This is a genomic window from Streptomyces bathyalis (assembly GCF_015910445.1).
Classification (GTDB): Bacteria; Actinomycetota; Actinomycetes; order Streptomycetales; family Streptomycetaceae; genus Streptomyces; species Streptomyces bathyalis.
Genome location: NZ_CP048882.1, coordinates 649,087 through 664,508, shown reverse-complemented (window position 1 = coordinate 664,508; position 15,422 = coordinate 649,087). Strand labels below are relative to the sequence as shown.

General features: G+C 69.2%; 16 protein-coding genes. 9 read left to right on the top strand and 7 right to left on the bottom strand.

From position 1 onward, the window contains the following. Positions 1-188: 188 nt before the first annotated feature. A complete protein-coding gene (locus tag G4Z16_RS02985) occupies positions 189-545 on the bottom strand; it encodes an ArsR/SmtB family transcription factor (protein WP_197349038.1) in 357 nt (118 codons plus the stop codon). 158 nt (positions 546-703) lie between these two features. After that, the gene (locus G4Z16_RS32890; protein ID WP_281393652.1) at positions 704-826 is read right to left on the bottom strand and encodes a hypothetical protein; all 123 of its coding nucleotides are present in this window, start codon (positions 824-826) and stop codon (positions 704-706) included. A 65-nt stretch (positions 827-891) separates the two neighbouring features. Here G4Z16_RS32890 and G4Z16_RS02980 point away from each other — a divergent pair, with 65 nt between their 5' ends. From G4Z16_RS02980 to G4Z16_RS02970, 3 genes are read left to right on the top strand one after another with little or no spacing between them, the layout of a single operon-like run. Continuing rightward, positions 892-2,253, top strand: a complete 1,362-nt coding sequence (locus G4Z16_RS02980; RefSeq protein ID WP_197349037.1) for an NAD(P)-binding domain-containing protein — start codon at positions 892-894, stop codon at positions 2,251-2,253. A 43-nt stretch (positions 2,254-2,296) separates the two neighbouring features. Beyond that, a complete protein-coding gene (locus G4Z16_RS02975) occupies positions 2,297-2,752 on the top strand; it encodes an ArsI/CadI family heavy metal resistance metalloenzyme (protein ID WP_197349036.1) in 456 nt (151 codons plus the stop codon). After that, positions 2,712-4,001, top strand: a complete 1,290-nt coding sequence (locus tag G4Z16_RS02970) for an MFS transporter (protein WP_197354119.1) — start codon at positions 2,712-2,714, stop codon at positions 3,999-4,001. The genes G4Z16_RS02975 and G4Z16_RS02970 overlap by 41 nt, the downstream gene beginning before the upstream one ends. A 203-nt stretch (positions 4,002-4,204) precedes the next feature. Here the strand turns inward: G4Z16_RS02970 and G4Z16_RS02965 are convergent, their stop codons facing one another. Beyond that, positions 4,205-4,651, bottom strand: coding sequence for an ATP-binding protein (locus tag G4Z16_RS02965; protein WP_197349035.1), 447 nt, complete (start codon positions 4,649-4,651; stop codon positions 4,205-4,207). A gap of 119 nt (positions 4,652-4,770) precedes the next feature. Between G4Z16_RS02965 and G4Z16_RS02960 the strand changes: the two genes are divergently transcribed. From G4Z16_RS02960 to G4Z16_RS02950, 3 genes are read left to right on the top strand one after another with little or no spacing between them, the layout of a single operon-like run. Then, a complete protein-coding gene (locus G4Z16_RS02960; RefSeq protein ID WP_197349034.1) occupies positions 4,771-5,655 on the top strand; it encodes a helix-turn-helix domain-containing protein in 885 nt (294 codons plus the stop codon). Positions 5,656-5,660: 5 nt separating this feature from the next. Beyond that, positions 5,661-5,861: a DUF397 domain-containing protein gene (locus tag G4Z16_RS02955; RefSeq protein WP_425508041.1), complete on the top strand. Its 201-nt coding sequence runs from the start codon at positions 5,661-5,663 to the stop codon at positions 5,859-5,861. A gap of 21 nt (positions 5,862-5,882) precedes the next feature. Continuing rightward, complete coding sequence (locus G4Z16_RS02950) at positions 5,883-6,482, top strand: O-methyltransferase (protein ID WP_197349032.1); 600 nt, start codon at positions 5,883-5,885, stop codon at positions 6,480-6,482. Positions 6,483-6,519: 37 nt separating this feature from the next. Here the strand turns inward: G4Z16_RS02950 and G4Z16_RS02945 are convergent, their stop codons facing one another. From G4Z16_RS02945 to G4Z16_RS02935, 3 genes are all read right to left on the bottom strand, one after another. Continuing rightward, entirely contained in the window at positions 6,520-6,897 is a 378-nt protein-coding gene (locus G4Z16_RS02945; protein ID WP_197349031.1) for a hypothetical protein, read from the bottom strand. Positions 6,898-7,135: 238 nt separating this feature from the next. After that, on the bottom strand, positions 7,136-9,388 hold the full coding sequence (locus G4Z16_RS02940; protein ID WP_197349030.1) for an OmpL47-type beta-barrel domain-containing protein: 2,253 nt from the start codon (positions 9,386-9,388) through the stop codon (positions 7,136-7,138). Next, the gene (locus tag G4Z16_RS02935; protein WP_246531199.1) at positions 9,385-11,817 is read right to left on the bottom strand and encodes a ThuA domain-containing protein; all 2,433 of its coding nucleotides are present in this window, start codon (positions 11,815-11,817) and stop codon (positions 9,385-9,387) included. Before G4Z16_RS02935 ends, G4Z16_RS02940 begins: the two co-directional genes overlap by 4 nt. A gap of 326 nt (positions 11,818-12,143) precedes the next feature. On the opposite strand from G4Z16_RS02935, the gene G4Z16_RS02930 reads away from it, so the two are divergent. The 3 genes from G4Z16_RS02930 to G4Z16_RS02920 all read left to right on the top strand — a co-directional run bounded on the left by G4Z16_RS02930 (position 12,144) and on the right by G4Z16_RS02920 (position 13,867). Continuing rightward, positions 12,144-13,136: a multicopper oxidase domain-containing protein gene (locus tag G4Z16_RS02930; protein WP_197349028.1), complete on the top strand. Its 993-nt coding sequence runs from the start codon at positions 12,144-12,146 to the stop codon at positions 13,134-13,136. Between the two features lie 195 nt (positions 13,137-13,331). After that, the gene (locus G4Z16_RS02925; protein WP_197349027.1) at positions 13,332-13,535 is read left to right on the top strand and encodes a cold-shock protein; all 204 of its coding nucleotides are present in this window, start codon (positions 13,332-13,334) and stop codon (positions 13,533-13,535) included. Positions 13,536-13,702: 167 nt separating this feature from the next. Continuing rightward, positions 13,703-13,867 (top strand): hypothetical protein, encoded by a 165-nt coding sequence (locus G4Z16_RS02920; protein ID WP_197349026.1) that lies wholly within the window; start codon positions 13,703-13,705, stop codon positions 13,865-13,867. On the opposite strand, the gene G4Z16_RS02915 is transcribed toward G4Z16_RS02920, so the two are convergent. Then, complete coding sequence (locus G4Z16_RS02915; protein WP_246530651.1) at positions 13,864-15,387, bottom strand: hypothetical protein; 1,524 nt, start codon at positions 15,385-15,387, stop codon at positions 13,864-13,866. The two genes, G4Z16_RS02920 and G4Z16_RS02915, sit on opposite strands and share 4 nt — an antisense overlap. Positions 15,388-15,422 lie beyond the last annotated feature (35 nt).

Genomic DNA, 15,422 nt, shown 5'->3' with positions numbered 1-15,422 from the left:
GCAGCCTCACCTGGCCCACCGCCGAACGGCCTCAGTCCCCTCGCAGACCCCCAGCTCGAGGCCGTCGGCGGTCGGTTCCGGGGATCGGCGCGGCTTCCGCGTCAGGGTTCGAGGTCGGCAGCCGGGTCTCACGAACCTGTGGGTCGGGGACCCTCAACAGCCGCGCGGACGGTCTGCCCTGGCCGGTGTCATCCGGAGACGGAGAAGCTGCGGGCAATGGAGGCCATCACGCTGGGGGCGACGCGGTAGTAGACCCACGTGCCGCGCCTCTCGGAGGTCAGGAGTCCGGCCTCGCGCAGCTTCTTCAGGTGGTGGCTGACGGTGGGCTGTGAGACCCCGACGTCGGAGATGTCGCAGACGCACGCCTCGCCGCCGGCGTGCGAGGCGATCTGCGAGAACAGCCGCAGCCGCACCGGGTCGCCGAGCGCCTTGAACATCACGGCGGTCCGCTCCGCCTCCTCTGGCGTCAGCGGCCGCTCGTCCAGGGGCGGGCAGCACGGCGTGACGTCGGTCTCTATGAGCGGCAACGCCTTCGCATTCGACATACGTCTATTTTGACACACATCGAATATGTGGCCCTGGCCTCTGCATTCTGGTCAGGTGGGCGGGCGGGCGTCCGGCCACGCGGTGTGCGTCGCGTCCGACACCGCGCAGGGAGGCCGAGGCGAGGCTGTGCGCCCGGACTCTTCCACCACGAGCGGCCTCAGTCCGCGCTGACGCAGGGCATGAGCCGCGGCCAGACCAACTGCCCGCCACCGGTGATCGCCACGTCGACGAACTCCATGATCACACCTTTGATTAGATGAATGTCTATGTTGACACTCATCGAAACAGGTGTGATGCTGGCAGTGCAAGCCATAGACGGATGTCGAAGCAAGTTGGAGAGTCGCCGTGAACGAGTCAGCCGCCTCGCTGCCCACCGTGGTGATCGGAGCCGGTCCGGTCGGTCTGGCCGCCGCTGCTCATCTCGTCGCACGGGGCCAGGACCCGCTGGTCCTGGAGACCGGCCCCAGCGCCGGTACTGCCGTGCGCGAATGGAGCCACGTGCGTCTGTTCTCTCCATGGGCGGAGGTCGTCGACCCGGCCGCCGAGAAGCTCCTCGCTCCGACCGGATGGGTTCGCCCCGATGGCGCCGCCTACCCGTCCGGTGGCGACTGGGCCGACCTGTACCTCCAGCCGCTGGCGGATGTCCTGGGGGAGCGCGTTCGCTACGGAACCCGCGTCACCGGGGTTTCGCGCAACGGACGGGATCGCGTGGTCGACGCCGACCGTGAGGAACTGCCCTTCACCGTCCATCTCGTCACGCCGGACGGTCGCCAGGAGCGACTGACCGCCCGCGCCGTCATCGACGCCTCCGGTACGTGGTCGACTCCGAGCCCGCTGGGCGCGGACGGCCTGCCCGCTCTCGGTGAGCGAGCCGCGTCAGACCGGATCACCTACCGCGTCCCGGACGTGAAGGACCCCGCCGTGCGGGCCCGCTACGCGGGCAAGCGCACCGCCGTGATCGGCTCCGGTACCTCCGCGTTCACAGCCCTCGCCCAACTCGCCACTCTGGCCAAGGAGCACCCGGGCACACACACCTCCTGGGTCCTGCGGCGCGGCATCGGCGAGAACACCTTCGGCGGCGGCGAGTCGGACCAGTTGCCCGCCCGCGGAGCACTCGGGCTGCGCGCCAAGGCCGCCGTCGACGACGGATGCGCCGAAGCGATCACCGGTTTCCGCACGACCGAAGTGGTCCGGAGCCCGGACGGCCGGCTCGTGCTCACCGGTGAGGACGGCCGCCGCCTCGGCCCCGTCGATGAGGTCATCGTCCTGACCGGCCTCCGCCCCGACCTGCCCTTCCTCGACGAACTCCGTCTCGGCCTGGACGAACGCCTCCAAGCACCCCTGGAGCTGGCCCCGTTGATCGACCCCAACGTCCACTCCTGCGGGACGGTCCATCCGCACGGCGCCAGCGAACTGACCCACCCCGAGAAGGACTTCTACCTCGCCGGGATGAAGAGCTACGGCCGCGCCCCGACCTTCCTGGCGATGACCGGCTACGAACAGGTCCGCTCCATCGCAGCAGCGCTCGCCGGAGACCGAGAGGCAGCCGAGCGCGTCGAGCTGACGCTGCCGGAGACCGGCGTTTGCGGGGGTGCCGGACTCTTCGACGAGCCCGACGCCCAGACGGCACCGGCCGGTGACGGCGGGGGATGCTGCGGAGCACCGACCTCCACGGAGATCCAAGGAACCGATGTCCCAACCCAGTAGCCGGACGAGTCCGACAGCAATTCTCGAAAGAAGGAGGTGCGTCATGTCGCGCCTGCAACTCGCACTCCGAGTCCCTGATCTGGACGCTTCCGTCGCGTTCTACAGCAGGCTGTTCGGGTCCGAACCTGCGAAACTCCGCGACGGATACGCCAACTTCGCTCTGACCGAGCCCCCGCTGAAGTTGGTGCTTATCGAGGGCAACGCGGGAGAGGAGACTCGCATGGACCACCTCGGAGTCGAAGTCGAATCCTCCGAAGCCGTGAACGACGCCACCACCCGCCTGAGCAAGGCAGGGCTGGCGACCTTCGAGGAGAACGACACCGAGTGCTGCTACGCCCTCCAGGACAAGGTCTGGGTCCACGGCCCCGGCAATGAGCCCTGGGAGGTCTACGTCGTGAAGGCCGACGCCGACTCCCTCAGCAAGCAGAAGGGCAGCACATGCTGCGCCGATGCCAGCGATGACGGACAACGCGAAGCCGTCGCCTGCGGCTGCTGCTGAGGTGGCCCGGAGCGACATTCGGGCCGACGGGACCGCGACCGGAACGGGGGACCGGCCGCGGCCCCGCCTCGTCCTGCCTGCCCTGTGCATCACCCAGATCACCAGCTGGGGCGTCCTCTACTACGCCTTCCCCGTACTTCTGCCTCACCTGACAGCCGAGACCGGATGGTCGGGCACGGCGGCCACGGGCGCCTTCTCCGCGGCCCTCCTCGTCTCAGCCCTGGTCGGCATCCCCGTGGGCCGCGTACTGGACCGGCGAGGCCCGCGCGCCGCGATGACTGCCGGTTCGGCCCTGGGCACCGCGTCGGTGCTGGCCATCGCCGCGGCCCCCAACTTCTATGTGTTCGCTGGAGCTTGGCTGTTCGCGGGAGCCGCCATGGCCGGGACGCTCTACCCTCCCGCCTTCGCCGCCGTCACCCGCTGGTGGGGCACCGACCGCGTCCGCGGGCTGACGATCCTGACCCTCGCCGGCGGATTGGCCAGCACCGTCTTCGCCCCGATCACCGCCGCACTCATCGAGCACATGAGCTGGCGAGCCGCCTACGCCACCCTGGCCGTGATCCTCGCCGCGATCACCATCCCCGCCCACGCGCTGGCTCTGCGAGCCCCCTGGCCCCCGGCCCCCGACGTCCCGCACGCGGCGCCCCAGCCCGAGACGGGAGCGAAGCCCACGAGGCCGGTCGCCCGCACTCGGCCCTTCGTGCTGCTGGCCATCGCGCTGACGCTGTCCGCGCTCTCGTCCTTCGCCGTCGTCATCGGCATCGTCCCCCTGCTGCACGAGCGCGGAGCCACCTCCACACAGGCGGCCTGGGCACTCGGGCTCGGCGGCCTCGGCCAGACGCTGGGCCGCATCTTCTACGCACCCTTCGCACGCCGTACCGGTGTCACCACCCGTACCAGCGTTCTCATCGCGGCCGGTGGCATCACCACGGCAGCGCTCGCGGTCGTCCCCGGACCTGTGACCCTCCTGATCGTCCTCGCCATCGGAGTCGGCATGGTTCGCGGCAACCTCACCCTCCTGCAGGCCACCGCCGTCACCGACCGCTGGGGCGCCCGGCACTACGGCAAACTGAGCGGCCTCCTCACCGCCCCCGTCACCATCGCCACCGGCCTCGCCCCCTTCGCCGGAGCCGCCCTCGCCGGGCCCCTCGGCGGATACCCCGGCCTCTTCCTCACCCTGGCAGCGGTCTCTGTCCTCAGTGCCGTACTCGCCGTGGGTGGAACCCCACGAACACCCGCGGCCACATAACCCCTGCGTCCAAGACAGAGCTTGGCGTTCTGGTGGACTGCCGCGGTTCAGGACACCATCGGCGATTGCCGGCAGGCACTGAGGATCTTCAACACCGTTTGCACAACAGGCGCCTTCAGGCCTCTAGGGTGGTCGCAGTTGCAGCACGCGACGTTCCGGCTGTTCGCAGGCAGGTCGCGCCCGGCGGGTGGGCGCCGTCGGGGTCATCCATCTCGGAAGTCGCACAGGTCCAGCTCCGCCCAGACCGACTTCTGCTGCGCGACGGAGAAGTCCACGCCCCAGCGATCGGCCAGCGCCTCCACGATGAGCAGCCCGCGACCGGACTCGGCGGCCGGATCCCGGCTCCCCGACGTACGCGGCTCCCACTCCGGCCGCGGATCGGCCACCGCGATGCGCAGCGTGCCACTGGTGTGCAGCGTCAGCGTGAGCCGGAAGCTCCGGCCCGGCAGTCGCCCGTGCAGCACGGCGTTGGACGCGAGCTCAGCCGTGATCTGCTCGGCCGCCCCGAAGGGCCGCTGCCACTCGGTGAGTTGCTGCACGGTGAGCCTGCGCGCCAGCCGTGCCCCGCGCCGGGTCGCGGACAACAGCACCGACGAGTGACGCATGGTGGCGGACAACTCGGGTTCAGTAGGGGTGATTTCTCGGTTCACGTCACTCAGCGTGTCCGCGTAGCCGTACGCTGACCAGCGAGTCGCCCGGTACGCGGCGTGCGGGTACCGGCACGCGCGGCGACGTGTACGGACCGTCGGCGAGGAGAGCGGGGGAGCGGATGCCGGATGCGGCAACGACGAACGGCGACGGTGCGGGGCGCCGTCCCGCACCCCCGGAGGACGAGGACGCGCCGTCGGACCTCTTCCGTGCCGTGGGCAGGCAGGTGCGGTTGTTGCGGGAGCGAGCCGGTCTCACACAGCGGGAACTCGGCGAACGGCTCGCCTACGGAGAGGACCTGATCTCCTCCCTGGAGCGCGGACGGCGGACCCCGCAGCCGGAATTCCTCGACGCGGCGGACGAACTGCTGGGCGCGAACGGCCTGTTGAGAGCGACGAAGGACGATGTCGAGCGGGCACGCGCCCGCGCCCGCGTCCGCCACCCCGCCTGGTTCCGCGACTACGCCCGGCTGGAACGCGAGGCCGTCGAGATCAGTTTCTTCAGCACGCTGACCATCCCGGGCCTCCTTCAGACGGAGGAGTACGCGCGGGCCACTTTCTTGGTGCGGCAGCCGCTGCTGGATCTGGAGACGATCGAACAGCGGGTTGCCGCGCGTCTGGCCCGGCAGGAGATCCTCACGAAGTGGCCGGCGCCCATGGTGACCGCCGTCCTCGACGAGTCCGTCCTTCGCAGGGCGATCGGAGGCGGGACGGTGCAACGTGGTCAGCTGAAGTCCTTGATTGACTCAACAGGCCTGCGCAGTACGACTTTGCAGGTGCTGCCACTGGATTGTGAGGGATACGCCGGAGTGGACGGCCCGTTCATCCTGCTCACGCCGAAGGGTAAGCAACAGGTCGGATATCTGGAGGTGCAGGGCGAGAACCGGTTGGTCACCGGCCCGGAGCAAGTACGTACCCTGGCTGCGCGCTACGGCAGTATCCGTGGACAGGCGCTCACACCCCGTGAGTCGCTGAGTCTCATCGAGAAGATGCTGGGAGACCGATGAACGGCGTGTTGCTTGCAAGCGACGACCCGAACCTCTCGTGGCTGAAGAGCAGTTACAGCGGAGGCGAAGGCGGGGAGTGCGTAGAAGTCGCGCTCACGCCGACGTCGGTCCACGTCCGCGACTCGAAGGACCACCGCGGAGCCGCGCTCACCGTCGGCACCACCCAGTGGGCCGCTTTCGTACGCTTCGCCACCAGCCGGATCTGAGGCTGTCGCAGGGGAGTTCACGTGGATGGAACACTGGCCGTCTTTCTCCGCAAGCTCTACCAGGAGGGGCGTCAGCACGACGAGCCGCTGGCCGACCGGCTCCAGCGTCTGCGCAACATGACCCCCGCCGCGAGCAGCCTGATCAGCCTGCTGATCCGCGCTCAGGGGAGCAGGGACGTTCTCGAGATCGGTACGTCGAACGGGTACTCCGCCATCTGGTTCGCGGACGCGCTGCGTGACACCGGGGGCAGGCTGGTCAGCGTCGAGACCGAGAAGTCACGCGTGGACGCCGCCCGGGAGAACCTCGAACGGGCGGATGTGAGCGAGTACGCGGAGGTGCTCCACGGCGACGGCGGGCAGGTCCTGGCCGGGGCGGGCGACGCCTCGCTGGACCTCGTGGCGCTCGACGCGGAACGTCCGGCGTACGAGGCGTACTGGCCCGATCTGCGGCGCGTGCTGAGGCCGCACGGGATCATCGCCGTGGACAACGCGGTGAGCCACGGCGAACAGCTCACCGGCTTCCGCGGACTCCTGGAGGACGACCCCTCATTCGCGGTGTCGCTGCAGAAGACCGGCGACGGTGTGCTCACGGCTGTGCGGACCGGGGCCCGCGGCGGATAGCCCTCGCCGACGCCCTGTCGTGCTGCGTCCCAGCCGCTCAGCCGCCTGCCGGACCGCGGTCCTCTCCCGGCAAACGGGGCTTGCCCGGTACGGCGATGTGCCTGTCGGCGGCGCGGCGGTTGGCACCGCCGAAGAAGACGTTGCTGCACGCGATGGACGCCGTGATCACGATCATCATGGGTACGTAGTCGGGGGCCCTGTTCAGGATCGTGTCCCAGAGGGCGTCGCCCTGCGGCGGTCCGAACGAGGCGTTGCGGGCGATCATGAGGAGCGCTCCACTGACGGCGAGACCCCCGAATATCAAGGTCAGGTGGCCCCGGGTCGGTCTCGGCGAGTCTCGTCCGCCGAGCTGCAGGGCGGCGATGAAGGCCACGGCGTAGATGAGGCACGCGGCGACGATCAGGAAGGAGTACATGGGGCTCCAGGAATGAACGTGGTCGGCTGTGACGGCGTTGCGGGCGGCCCCGCCGGCGGGGCGTCGCCGGCCGTCGAAGCGGCGGAGCCAGGCAGCAGGCGGCGTCGTGCCAGGCAGCGTAGTTCGGGCCTCGAACCGCTGCCCACGCATTGATGCAACTCGACAGGACACGCGAAGGAGCCCCGCCGCATCTGGCGGGGCTCCTTCGGCCGAGGGCATCACGCCCACGGCAACCGCGTCAGAGCTCCTTGATCCGCACGTCCCGGTAGGAGATCACGTCCGTGACACCGTGGACCTGGAGGCCGATGTAGCCCGAGGCGTACCGGCGCCCGTCGGTGCCGGGGTCGTCGCCGCGGGGCGGCTCGAAGACCTGGCCGCCGGTGTTGTCGAACTCGTTGATCAGTGCTCCGTTCCGGTAGATCGAATAGTGCTGGCCGACGACCTTGATCTCGTAGTCGTTCCACGTGCCCTTCGGGGTGACGCCGGCACCGGCCAGTCCCACACGGTCGAAGCCGTAGACCGAACCGGTCTTGTACATGTCGCCCTCGGGCCTGTCCAGGATCTGCAGCTCGTGCCCGAACTTGATGGCGACCCACTCGGGCCGTGACTCCTCCGGGTTGTCGTGGACGTACGGGAAGCGCGCGAAGACACCGGAGTTGGCGTTCCCGTTGCCGGGAGCGTCGTCGCGGAACTGCAACTTCAGCGAGTAGTCGGCGTACTTGCGCTTCGGGTACCAGAGCATGCCCATGCCCTCGACCTCAGTGCTGCTGGTCATGGTGCCGTCGCCGTTGAGGAAGAAGGCTCCGCCGCCGACGTGCTGCCAGCGATCGAATGACTCCTTCGTCCCGTCGAACAGCTTCTTGTATCCGGTCTGCTGTCCGGGCTTGCCGATGCCCGACTTCTTCGCGGCCTGGTAGATCAGCTTGTGCTCACGCGCGTCGAGCACCTTGTCCTTGAGCAGCGCGTCGATGACCTTCGTGACGTGCTTGAGGAACAGGGCGTGCGAGGACCAGTCCTTCTCGTCCTCGATCAGCTCGCCCACGGTGCACCGCTGACGCGTCATACGGTTCGGGACGCCGGTGTCGATGTCGCCGACGAAGACGGTCTCCCGCTCGTCGTACTCGGGGCAGTTCGGCGCGGGCACTCCGCCGCCGGGTACGACGTCGAAGGACTCGGCGATGGCCTGTGAGGTGTTGCCGGCCTTGTCGGTCGCCCGGTGGGCGACGCTGTGATGACCCGCACGGTCCACCACGACCGGGTCGGTGTAGGCGAGGAACGGGCCCCCGTCGAGGGAGTATTCGACCTTCTCCACCCCGGATCCCTCATCCGTGGCGGTGAGAGTCACCGTGGCCTTGCCGAGGTAGTCACCGCCGGAGTTGGTCGTGCCCTCCGTCTTCGCCGTGGTCTCCGGCGGAGTCGTGTCCTCCTGGGGCTGCTCCACGACCGTGAACTCGACGGACTTGGCCGCGGCGGCGTTGCCCGCCTTGTCCGTCGCCTTGTAGCGGACGGTATGGGTGCCCGGCTCGTGCACCATCACCGGAGCCGTGTAGGGCTGGAACTCCCCGTCGCCCAGGGCGTATTCGACCGTGTTGACGCCCGATCCGGCGTCGGAGGCGGTGACGGTGACGGTGGCCATACCGATGTACGCGCCGTCCGCGTCCTGTTCACCGTCGACCGTGGCGGAGGTCTCCGGTGGTGTGGTGTCGTCCGTGGGCGGCGCGACGACGGTGAACTCGACCGATTTCTCCTCCGCCACGTTGCCGTCCTTGTCGGTGGCTCTGTAGCGGAAGGTGTGCGCGCCGGTTTCGTGCACCATCACGGGTGCGGTGTAGGCCTGGTAACCACCGTCGCCCAGGGCGTACTCGACCGTGCTGACGCCGCTTCCGCTGTCGGAGGCGGTCACGGTGACGGTGGCCATGCCCACGTAGGCGCCGTCCGCGTTCTTGTCGCCCTCCACCTTGGCGGACGTCTCCGGGGGAGTCGTGTCATCGCCCCCGCCGCCGTCGGTGACGACGAGGGTGCCCTGCATCTGGCCGTGACCGGGAATGGTGCAGTGGTACTTGTACGTCCCCGGGGTCAGGGTGACCTCGACGGAGTGCTTGCCGCCCTGCGCGTCCGAGGGGTTGGCGAGGATGTTGACGTTCACGTCGTCGTTGTAGTCGGGATCGCTGGTGACGAACGTCAGCGTGTGAGGCATGGACGTGGTGTTGCCCGTCGCCTCGCTGTTCTCGAACTCGATGGTCGCCGGGCCCGCCACCGCCGTCTGCGGTGCCGAGGTGTAGCGGGTGATGTCGTCGCCCGCGGTCCACCTCAGCAGCTGTGCGGCCGCCGTTGCGGAGTCCCCCGGCGCCTCCTGCCCGTACGCCGGTGCCGAGGTCAGGCCCAGCACCATGAGCAGGGACGCGAACAGCGCCGTCACAGCGGTACGGAGGGCACGCCGCCGGCGAGCGGCCGGCGTCGTGCGTGTGCGTGTGCGTGCGTACGGGTTCATCGTGACGCCCCCTTCGCGCTCTTGCCGACGACGTCGCCGGCAGCGGGAGTGGCCTTGCCACCCTGGTAAGTGACATGCCACAGGGCCGACTTGTCGTCGGAGGTGAAGAAGCCACGCCCGTAGTCGAGGACGTAGAGGGAGCCGTCCGGGGCGAACTTCCAGTCCATCAGGTTGCGGATGCCGCCCTCACCCACCGGGATGATCTTGCGCAGGCTCTCGGCGTGCACCGGCAGCGCCCCGGGCTCGTCGCCGTCGGGCATCACCACTGCGTGCCTGGGCTGTTCGGCGTCGTAGAAGTCGCCCACGAACCACTTGCCGTCCCAGTAGGCGGGCCACTTGGCCTTCGACGCCACGGACTTGTCGAAGCGGTAGACAGGGCCGTCCATGGTGGCCTGGCCGCCGCCCTTCAGCCACGGCAGCAGCAGCTTCTGCTCGTCCGTCTTGTAGCTGGGCACGCCGTTCTCGTCACGCGGATAGTCCGGGGCGCCGCCCTGCGGGGAGTACCAGATGTTGTTCGGCTGTGCGGGCGGGATGTTCACCAGCCCGTCGTTGTTGGGGGATTCGTTCTTCAGGTGGTCGCAGTCGTACCAGCCCAGCGGCGTTTCCGGGTCGGGCAGATTGCGGTCCCGGTAGGGCTGCTTGTTGCCCATGCAGTACGGCCAGCCCTGGTTGCCTGCGTGCGTGATGCGGGCGAAGGTGTCGTACTTGGCGGGGCCCCACGTCGTGCTGGGTGCGCCGGCGTCGGGTCCGACCCAACCGGCGTACAGGACATCGGTCTTGGTGTCGATGGAGATGCGGGCGGGGTTGCGCACGCCCATCACATAGATCTCGCCCCGGGTCTTGCCGCCGCCCTCGTCGGTCTCCTTGCCGGTGAAGAGGTTCCCCTCGGGGAGGGTGTAGGTGCCGTCGTCCTCGGGGTGGATGCGCAGAATCTTGCCGTTGAGGTTGTTGGTGTTACCCGCGGTGCGGCGGGCGTCGGCGAAGGAGACCCCCTTGAAGGAGGGTTCGGGGTTGTTGCCCGAGTAACCGTCGCTGAACCGCGAGGAGTTGTTGTCGCCGGTGGCGATGTAGAGGTTGCGCCTGGAGTCGAAGGCCATCCCCCCACCGGCGTGGCAGCAACTGTGGACCTGCACAGGCCACTTGAGCAGTACCTTCTCCGAGGACTCGTCCAGCTTGCCGGTCTCCGCGTCCACGGTGAAGCGGGAGACGCGGCGCTCGGCCATGTGCTTGTCCCGGTCGAGCTGCGAGTGCGGCGTGTAATGCAGATACATCCAGCCGTTGTCGGCGAAGTCCGGGTCGAGGGCGATGCCCAGCAGGCCCTCCTCGACCTTGACGAGTTCGTCGCCGCCGCCCTTGTTGCCGAACACGGTGAGCGAGCCGACGAGGGAGACCTTCTTGGTCTCCGGGTCGTAGACGTGCACCGTGCCCTGGCCCTTGCCGATCTGCGGATCCGCCCAGTCCGTCACCACGGGAGCGTCTCCGTCGCCGCCGCCGCGTCCGATGTAGAAGATGCGTCCGTCGTCGGCGGTCGCCAGGCCGTGCGGCTCGCCGATCTGGTCGGACTCGCCCGGCTTGTTCGGCGAAGTGACCCGCTCCGCCTTGTAGTTGGAGGTGATGGTCGCCTGGCAGTCCGCCCGTGCCAGCCGCGTCGTCCACAGCAGGGCACCGCGCAGATGGGTGCGGAAGTCGGCTTCCTGGAAGCTGTCGGCGGTGCCGCCCATGCCGGTGTAGAACGAACGCCCGCCGTCGTAGTCGCGGCACCAGGAGATGGGGTGGTCCCAGCCCATTGCGCCCTGGCCGGGGTCGTAGCTCCGCTCGCGTACGCGGGTGACTGTGTGCACCGAACCGCTCGGGTTCTTCTCCCAGTTGAGCCACCTGTCGGGGCGCTTCCACTCCGCGGGCAGGCCCTTGGCCGCCGGGCTGCGGCGGTCGCCGACCTCCACGGTGGCACGCTGCGCCTTCCCGGGGCCGCCCGCCACGGGACGTGCGCCGACCAGACCGGAGAACCAGTCGGAGTACGGCTCCGCGCCCGCCGCGCCGTGGATGCCCAGGAAGCCGCCACCGGCCTCCATGTAGCTCTCCAGACCGGATTCCTGCGCGGGGTCGAGCACGTCGCCGCCGCCGGTGAGGAAGACGACCGCGTTGAATTTGCCGAGCTTCTCGGAGGTGAACACCGATGGGTCGGCCGTCGCAGTGATCGTGAAGCGCTGTGCGGCCGGGCCGCTCCGGCCGATCTGCTCGATGGCCTCGATCCCGGCGTCGACGGTCGGCGGCTCCTCCCCGGCGGAGCCGTGGAAGACCAGCACGCGGACGTCCTCCCCGCCCGGCGGGGAGGGGAGTTGGAGCTTCGCGGCCGACGGGTCCTGCGGGGTGCCCGCGAGGGCCGGGGATCCGCCGAGCAGGGCGGCCGAGACCGCTCCGGCCAGCAGCGCCGCGAGCCGGCCGCGCCGGGAGATCCGCCGGAACGTAAGCCGTGACCTGCGCAACCCTCTGAGTTGTGAGGGCTTTTGAAGCGGTTCGAGCCGCATGACTGATCCACCCCTCTTAAGTCACAGAAACGACGAAGAAGTTAGACGTCTTTCGGTGGAACGCCAAGGGCTATGACCACGATTCAACGAACTTTGTCCTGGATATGGATAAACGAGGCCGACGGCGCTACGGTCCTTGTCGGCTCACCTCAATGTCCAAGCGCGCAGGGGCAGTTCAGGCACGCAGGCAGGCAGTGGCGGCTCCGTCCGTCGCCGAAGGGAGACCGATGTCCGAGACGTCCGGCAGCAGCCTCGCCCGTCGCAGCTTCAGCAGACGCCTCCTCGCCGGATCGGCGGCGGCCGCGCTCGGACCAGCCGTCCTCGCGTCCCCCGCGTCGGCGGCCGCGCCCACTGCCGCAGCCGCCGCCCCGCAGACCTCCGCGGGCGTCCGCCGGGCCGGACCCGGGGGTGAGGTGCGCCATATGAAGCTCTTCGCACAGAAGTTGGCGGGAGATCAGATCGGCTACGGCCTGGAGAAGGGCAAGGCGACGGTGCCCGGGCCGCTCATCGAGCTCGTCGAAGGGGACACCCTCCACATCGAGTTCGAGAACACGACCGACACCACGGTCAGCCTCCACCCGCACGGCGTCGACTACGACAGGGCCAACGACGGCACGAAGATGAACGACAGCGTCGTCGAGCCCGGCGGGAAGCGCACGTACACCTGGCGCACCCACGCGCCGGGCAAGCGCAAGGACGGCACGTACCGGGCGGGCAGTGCCGGTTACTGGCACTACCACGACCACATCGTGGGCACCGAGCACGGCACCGGCGGCATCCGCGCCGGCCTCTACGGGCCTCTCGTCGTGCGCAGGGAAGGCGACATCCTGCCGGAGAAGCAGATCACCATCGTCTTCAACGACATGACGATCAACAACCAGCCCAAGGGGCCCGACTTCAAGGTGACTGTGGGCGACCGCGTCGAGATCATCATGATCACGCACGGCGAGTACTACCACACCTTCCATGTGCACGGGCATCGCTGGGCCGACAACCGGACGGGCCTGCTGGAGGGCCCCGGCGACCCCAGCCGGATCGTCGACAACAAGATCACCGGCCCGGCCGACTCTTTCGGCTTCCAGGTCATCGCGGGCGAGGAGGCGGGTGCCGGCGCATGGATGTACCACTGCCATGTGCAGAGCCACTCGGACATGGGTATGGCGGGAATGCTGCTGGTCGCCAAGCCGGACGGCACGGTCCCCGGCCATGACCATCACTGATGGGCCGATGTGAACCGAGGCGTCTGAGGTGTGCTAAGTTGCACGAGTTGCAGTTTTGGTACCCATTACTTGTGTGCGCCTGACGGTTGTGACCTCAGGCGCATTTCTGTTTTCCGGTGTTTCTGGATGGGGTCAGGGCGGCGACGGTGCCCCGCGAGGTGCGGAGCACCAGATTTGCCTCAGAAGGAGATCGACATGGCATCCGGCACCGTGAAGTGGTTCAACTCGGAAAAGGGCTTCGGCTTCATCGAGCAGGAGGGCGGCGGCGCCGACGTCTTCGCCCACTACTCGAACATCAACGCCCAGGGCTACCGTGAGCTGCAGGAGGGCCAGAAGGTGACCTTCGACGTCACGCAGGGCCAGAAGGGCCCGCAGGCGGAGAACATCACCCCGGCCTGATCACAAGCTTCGCCCATGGGGCCCGCACCTGACCGCAGGTGCGGGCCCCATGGCATGTGCGAGGCCACCGGCCTTGCCGGGACCTCCGGGGTCGGGGGAGCGGGGCGCCCGTCAACTCCCGTCGGCGCAGCGACTTCGGTTCGGTGCGGGGCGAGTCCGCGTGGTCGATGACGTTCGAGCGCGACGAGTGGAAGGTCCGCACGGAGACCCGCACCGAGTTGCGCTCGACCGAGAGGGAGTTCGTGCTGGACGCCACGCTCGACGGCTACGAGGGCGACCAGCGGGTCTTCTCCCGTACCCGGAACGAGCGCGTGCCCCGCGACCACCTCTAACCGGGAGCGGGCCGACCGCCGTCCGGTGTCACGTACACGCGGTAGCCTGGCAGCTGACGCAGCGGGAGGGAGGGCCAGCCGCGGGCCCAGCTGGGCGGCGGGCGGTGGTTGCGGGTGGTCACCGCCATCGGCTCGTTCCGCAGGGCGAGCCGTCGCAGACCCTCACCGGTGATGTTCACGTCGTGGCCGTTGGACTGGAGCGAAGTGCATCCCGCGTAGTGGGCCATCGGCACGGCGAGGGGTCCCGTGACCGTGCACGGTGCGCGCAGGCCGAGCCGGTGCATCGCGTCCGCTGCCTCCGTCAGCCGGCCGGTCATCGTGTAGTTGCGTTCCAGTACCGAGCCCAGCACCTGGTACTGCACACCGAAGTGGCCGCCCAGCAGCAGCGCCGGCACGAGGATCAGCAGCAGCGGGCGCGGCCCGTTCGGGCCCTGTGCGAACGCCCGCCGCACGCACTCGCCGACGGGGAGCGCGATCAGCGCGTAGGACGGCAGCAGGAAGCGGGGTGCGGCGTAACCCATGAGGAAGAGGTAGGGCAGAGCGAGCACGACGGCCGTCACCGTGGCCAGTACGGCCGTGTCCCGTCTGCCCGCTCGTACGGCCGCCACGAGCCCGGCGACCGCGAGCACCGGAAGCGCGAACCACCACACCGCGGTCTGCGGCTCCTCCCAGGCCATGTCGCAGGGGCGGCACAGCATCCGGCCCTGAAGGGCCCGCACGTGGTCGCCGATCGCGATGTTCCAGCCCATGCCGCCCTGGATCTCGCTGCCCTGGTGCAGCCGCGCGAAGAGGCCGCCGTACGCCGTGTACGCCTCGATGATCCAGGGCGCGGCCCCCAGCAGCGCACCCGAGGCCAGCGCGGCGAAGAGCACCGGGCGGCGCCAGTCGCGTACCACCAGCGCCGCGGCGCCGAGGGCGAGCACCAGCCAGGCGGCGTCGGGCGGGCGCATCAGCGCGACCACGCCGACGGAGGCGCCGAGCCCGAGGAGAATGCGGCGGTTGTCCTCGCCGCGTGCGCAGCGAAGGAAGCACCCCACGGCCGCCAGCGAACCGAAGGCGCACCACAGGTTCGGCATGGCCTGCGGCCCGTAGTAGAGAGTGACCCACAGGCCCGCGAAGAGCGCTCCGCCCCAGGTGAGCACCGGCAGAGGCAGCAGCCGTCGCCACACCCACAGGGCAGCGAGCAGCGTCGCACCGGACAGCACGGCGAGACAGACGCGCAGAACCGTCGTCGACGAGGTGAACGAGACGATCGGCGCCACGAGATAGGAGATGCCGCGGGCGCGGGGGGCGCTGAAGTACGCGACGGGGTCCTGGTCGTCGACCTGGCTGATGTAGACGGACTCGTCCCAGCCGAGGCCGGTGCCTGGCAGCACGAGCAGGATCTGCAACAAGGTGTAGAGCGCCGCGACCGCCCCGAGGTGGAGCAGCGGGCGACCGGAGGGCCCTGACCCGTATTCGGGGAGGCGTCTGAGGCGGTCTGTGACCGGTGCGCTCGGAGCTGCAGGCAGCACGTACATGGCCGAACCTCGTCCCGCTTGTGAACCGGTGGAAC

Bases quoted from the DNA above. Each gene is read 5' to 3' on its own strand.
- G4Z16_RS02945 (WP_197349031.1), bottom strand. From the start codon at position 6,897: ATGTACTCCTTCCTGATCGTCGCCGCGTGCCTCATCTACGCCGTGGCC.
- G4Z16_RS02930 (WP_197349028.1), top strand. From the start codon at position 12,144: ATGTCCGAGACGTCCGGCAGCAGCCTCGCCCGTCGCAGCTTCAGCAGA.
- G4Z16_RS02915 (WP_246530651.1), bottom strand. From the start codon at position 15,387: ATGTACGTGCTGCCTGCAGCTCCGAGCGCACCGGTCACAGACCGCCTC.
- G4Z16_RS02975 (WP_197349036.1), top strand. From the start codon at position 2,297: ATGTCGCGCCTGCAACTCGCACTCCGAGTCCCTGATCTGGACGCTTCC.
- G4Z16_RS02960 (WP_197349034.1), top strand. From the start codon at position 4,771: ATGCCGGATGCGGCAACGACGAACGGCGACGGTGCGGGGCGCCGTCCC.
- G4Z16_RS02940 (WP_197349030.1), bottom strand. From the start codon at position 9,388: ATGAACCCGTACGCACGCACACGCACACGCACGACGCCGGCCGCTCGC.
- G4Z16_RS02985 (WP_197349038.1), bottom strand. From the start codon at position 545: ATGTCGAATGCGAAGGCGTTGCCGCTCATAGAGACCGACGTCACGCCG.
- G4Z16_RS02920 (WP_197349026.1), top strand. From the start codon at position 13,703: ATGACGTTCGAGCGCGACGAGTGGAAGGTCCGCACGGAGACCCGCACC.
- G4Z16_RS02925 (WP_197349027.1), top strand. From the start codon at position 13,332: ATGGCATCCGGCACCGTGAAGTGGTTCAACTCGGAAAAGGGCTTCGGC.
- G4Z16_RS02970 (WP_197354119.1), top strand. From the start codon at position 2,712: ATGACGGACAACGCGAAGCCGTCGCCTGCGGCTGCTGCTGAGGTGGCC.
- G4Z16_RS32890 (WP_281393652.1), bottom strand. From the start codon at position 826: ATGAGTGTCAACATAGACATTCATCTAATCAAAGGTGTGATCATGGAG.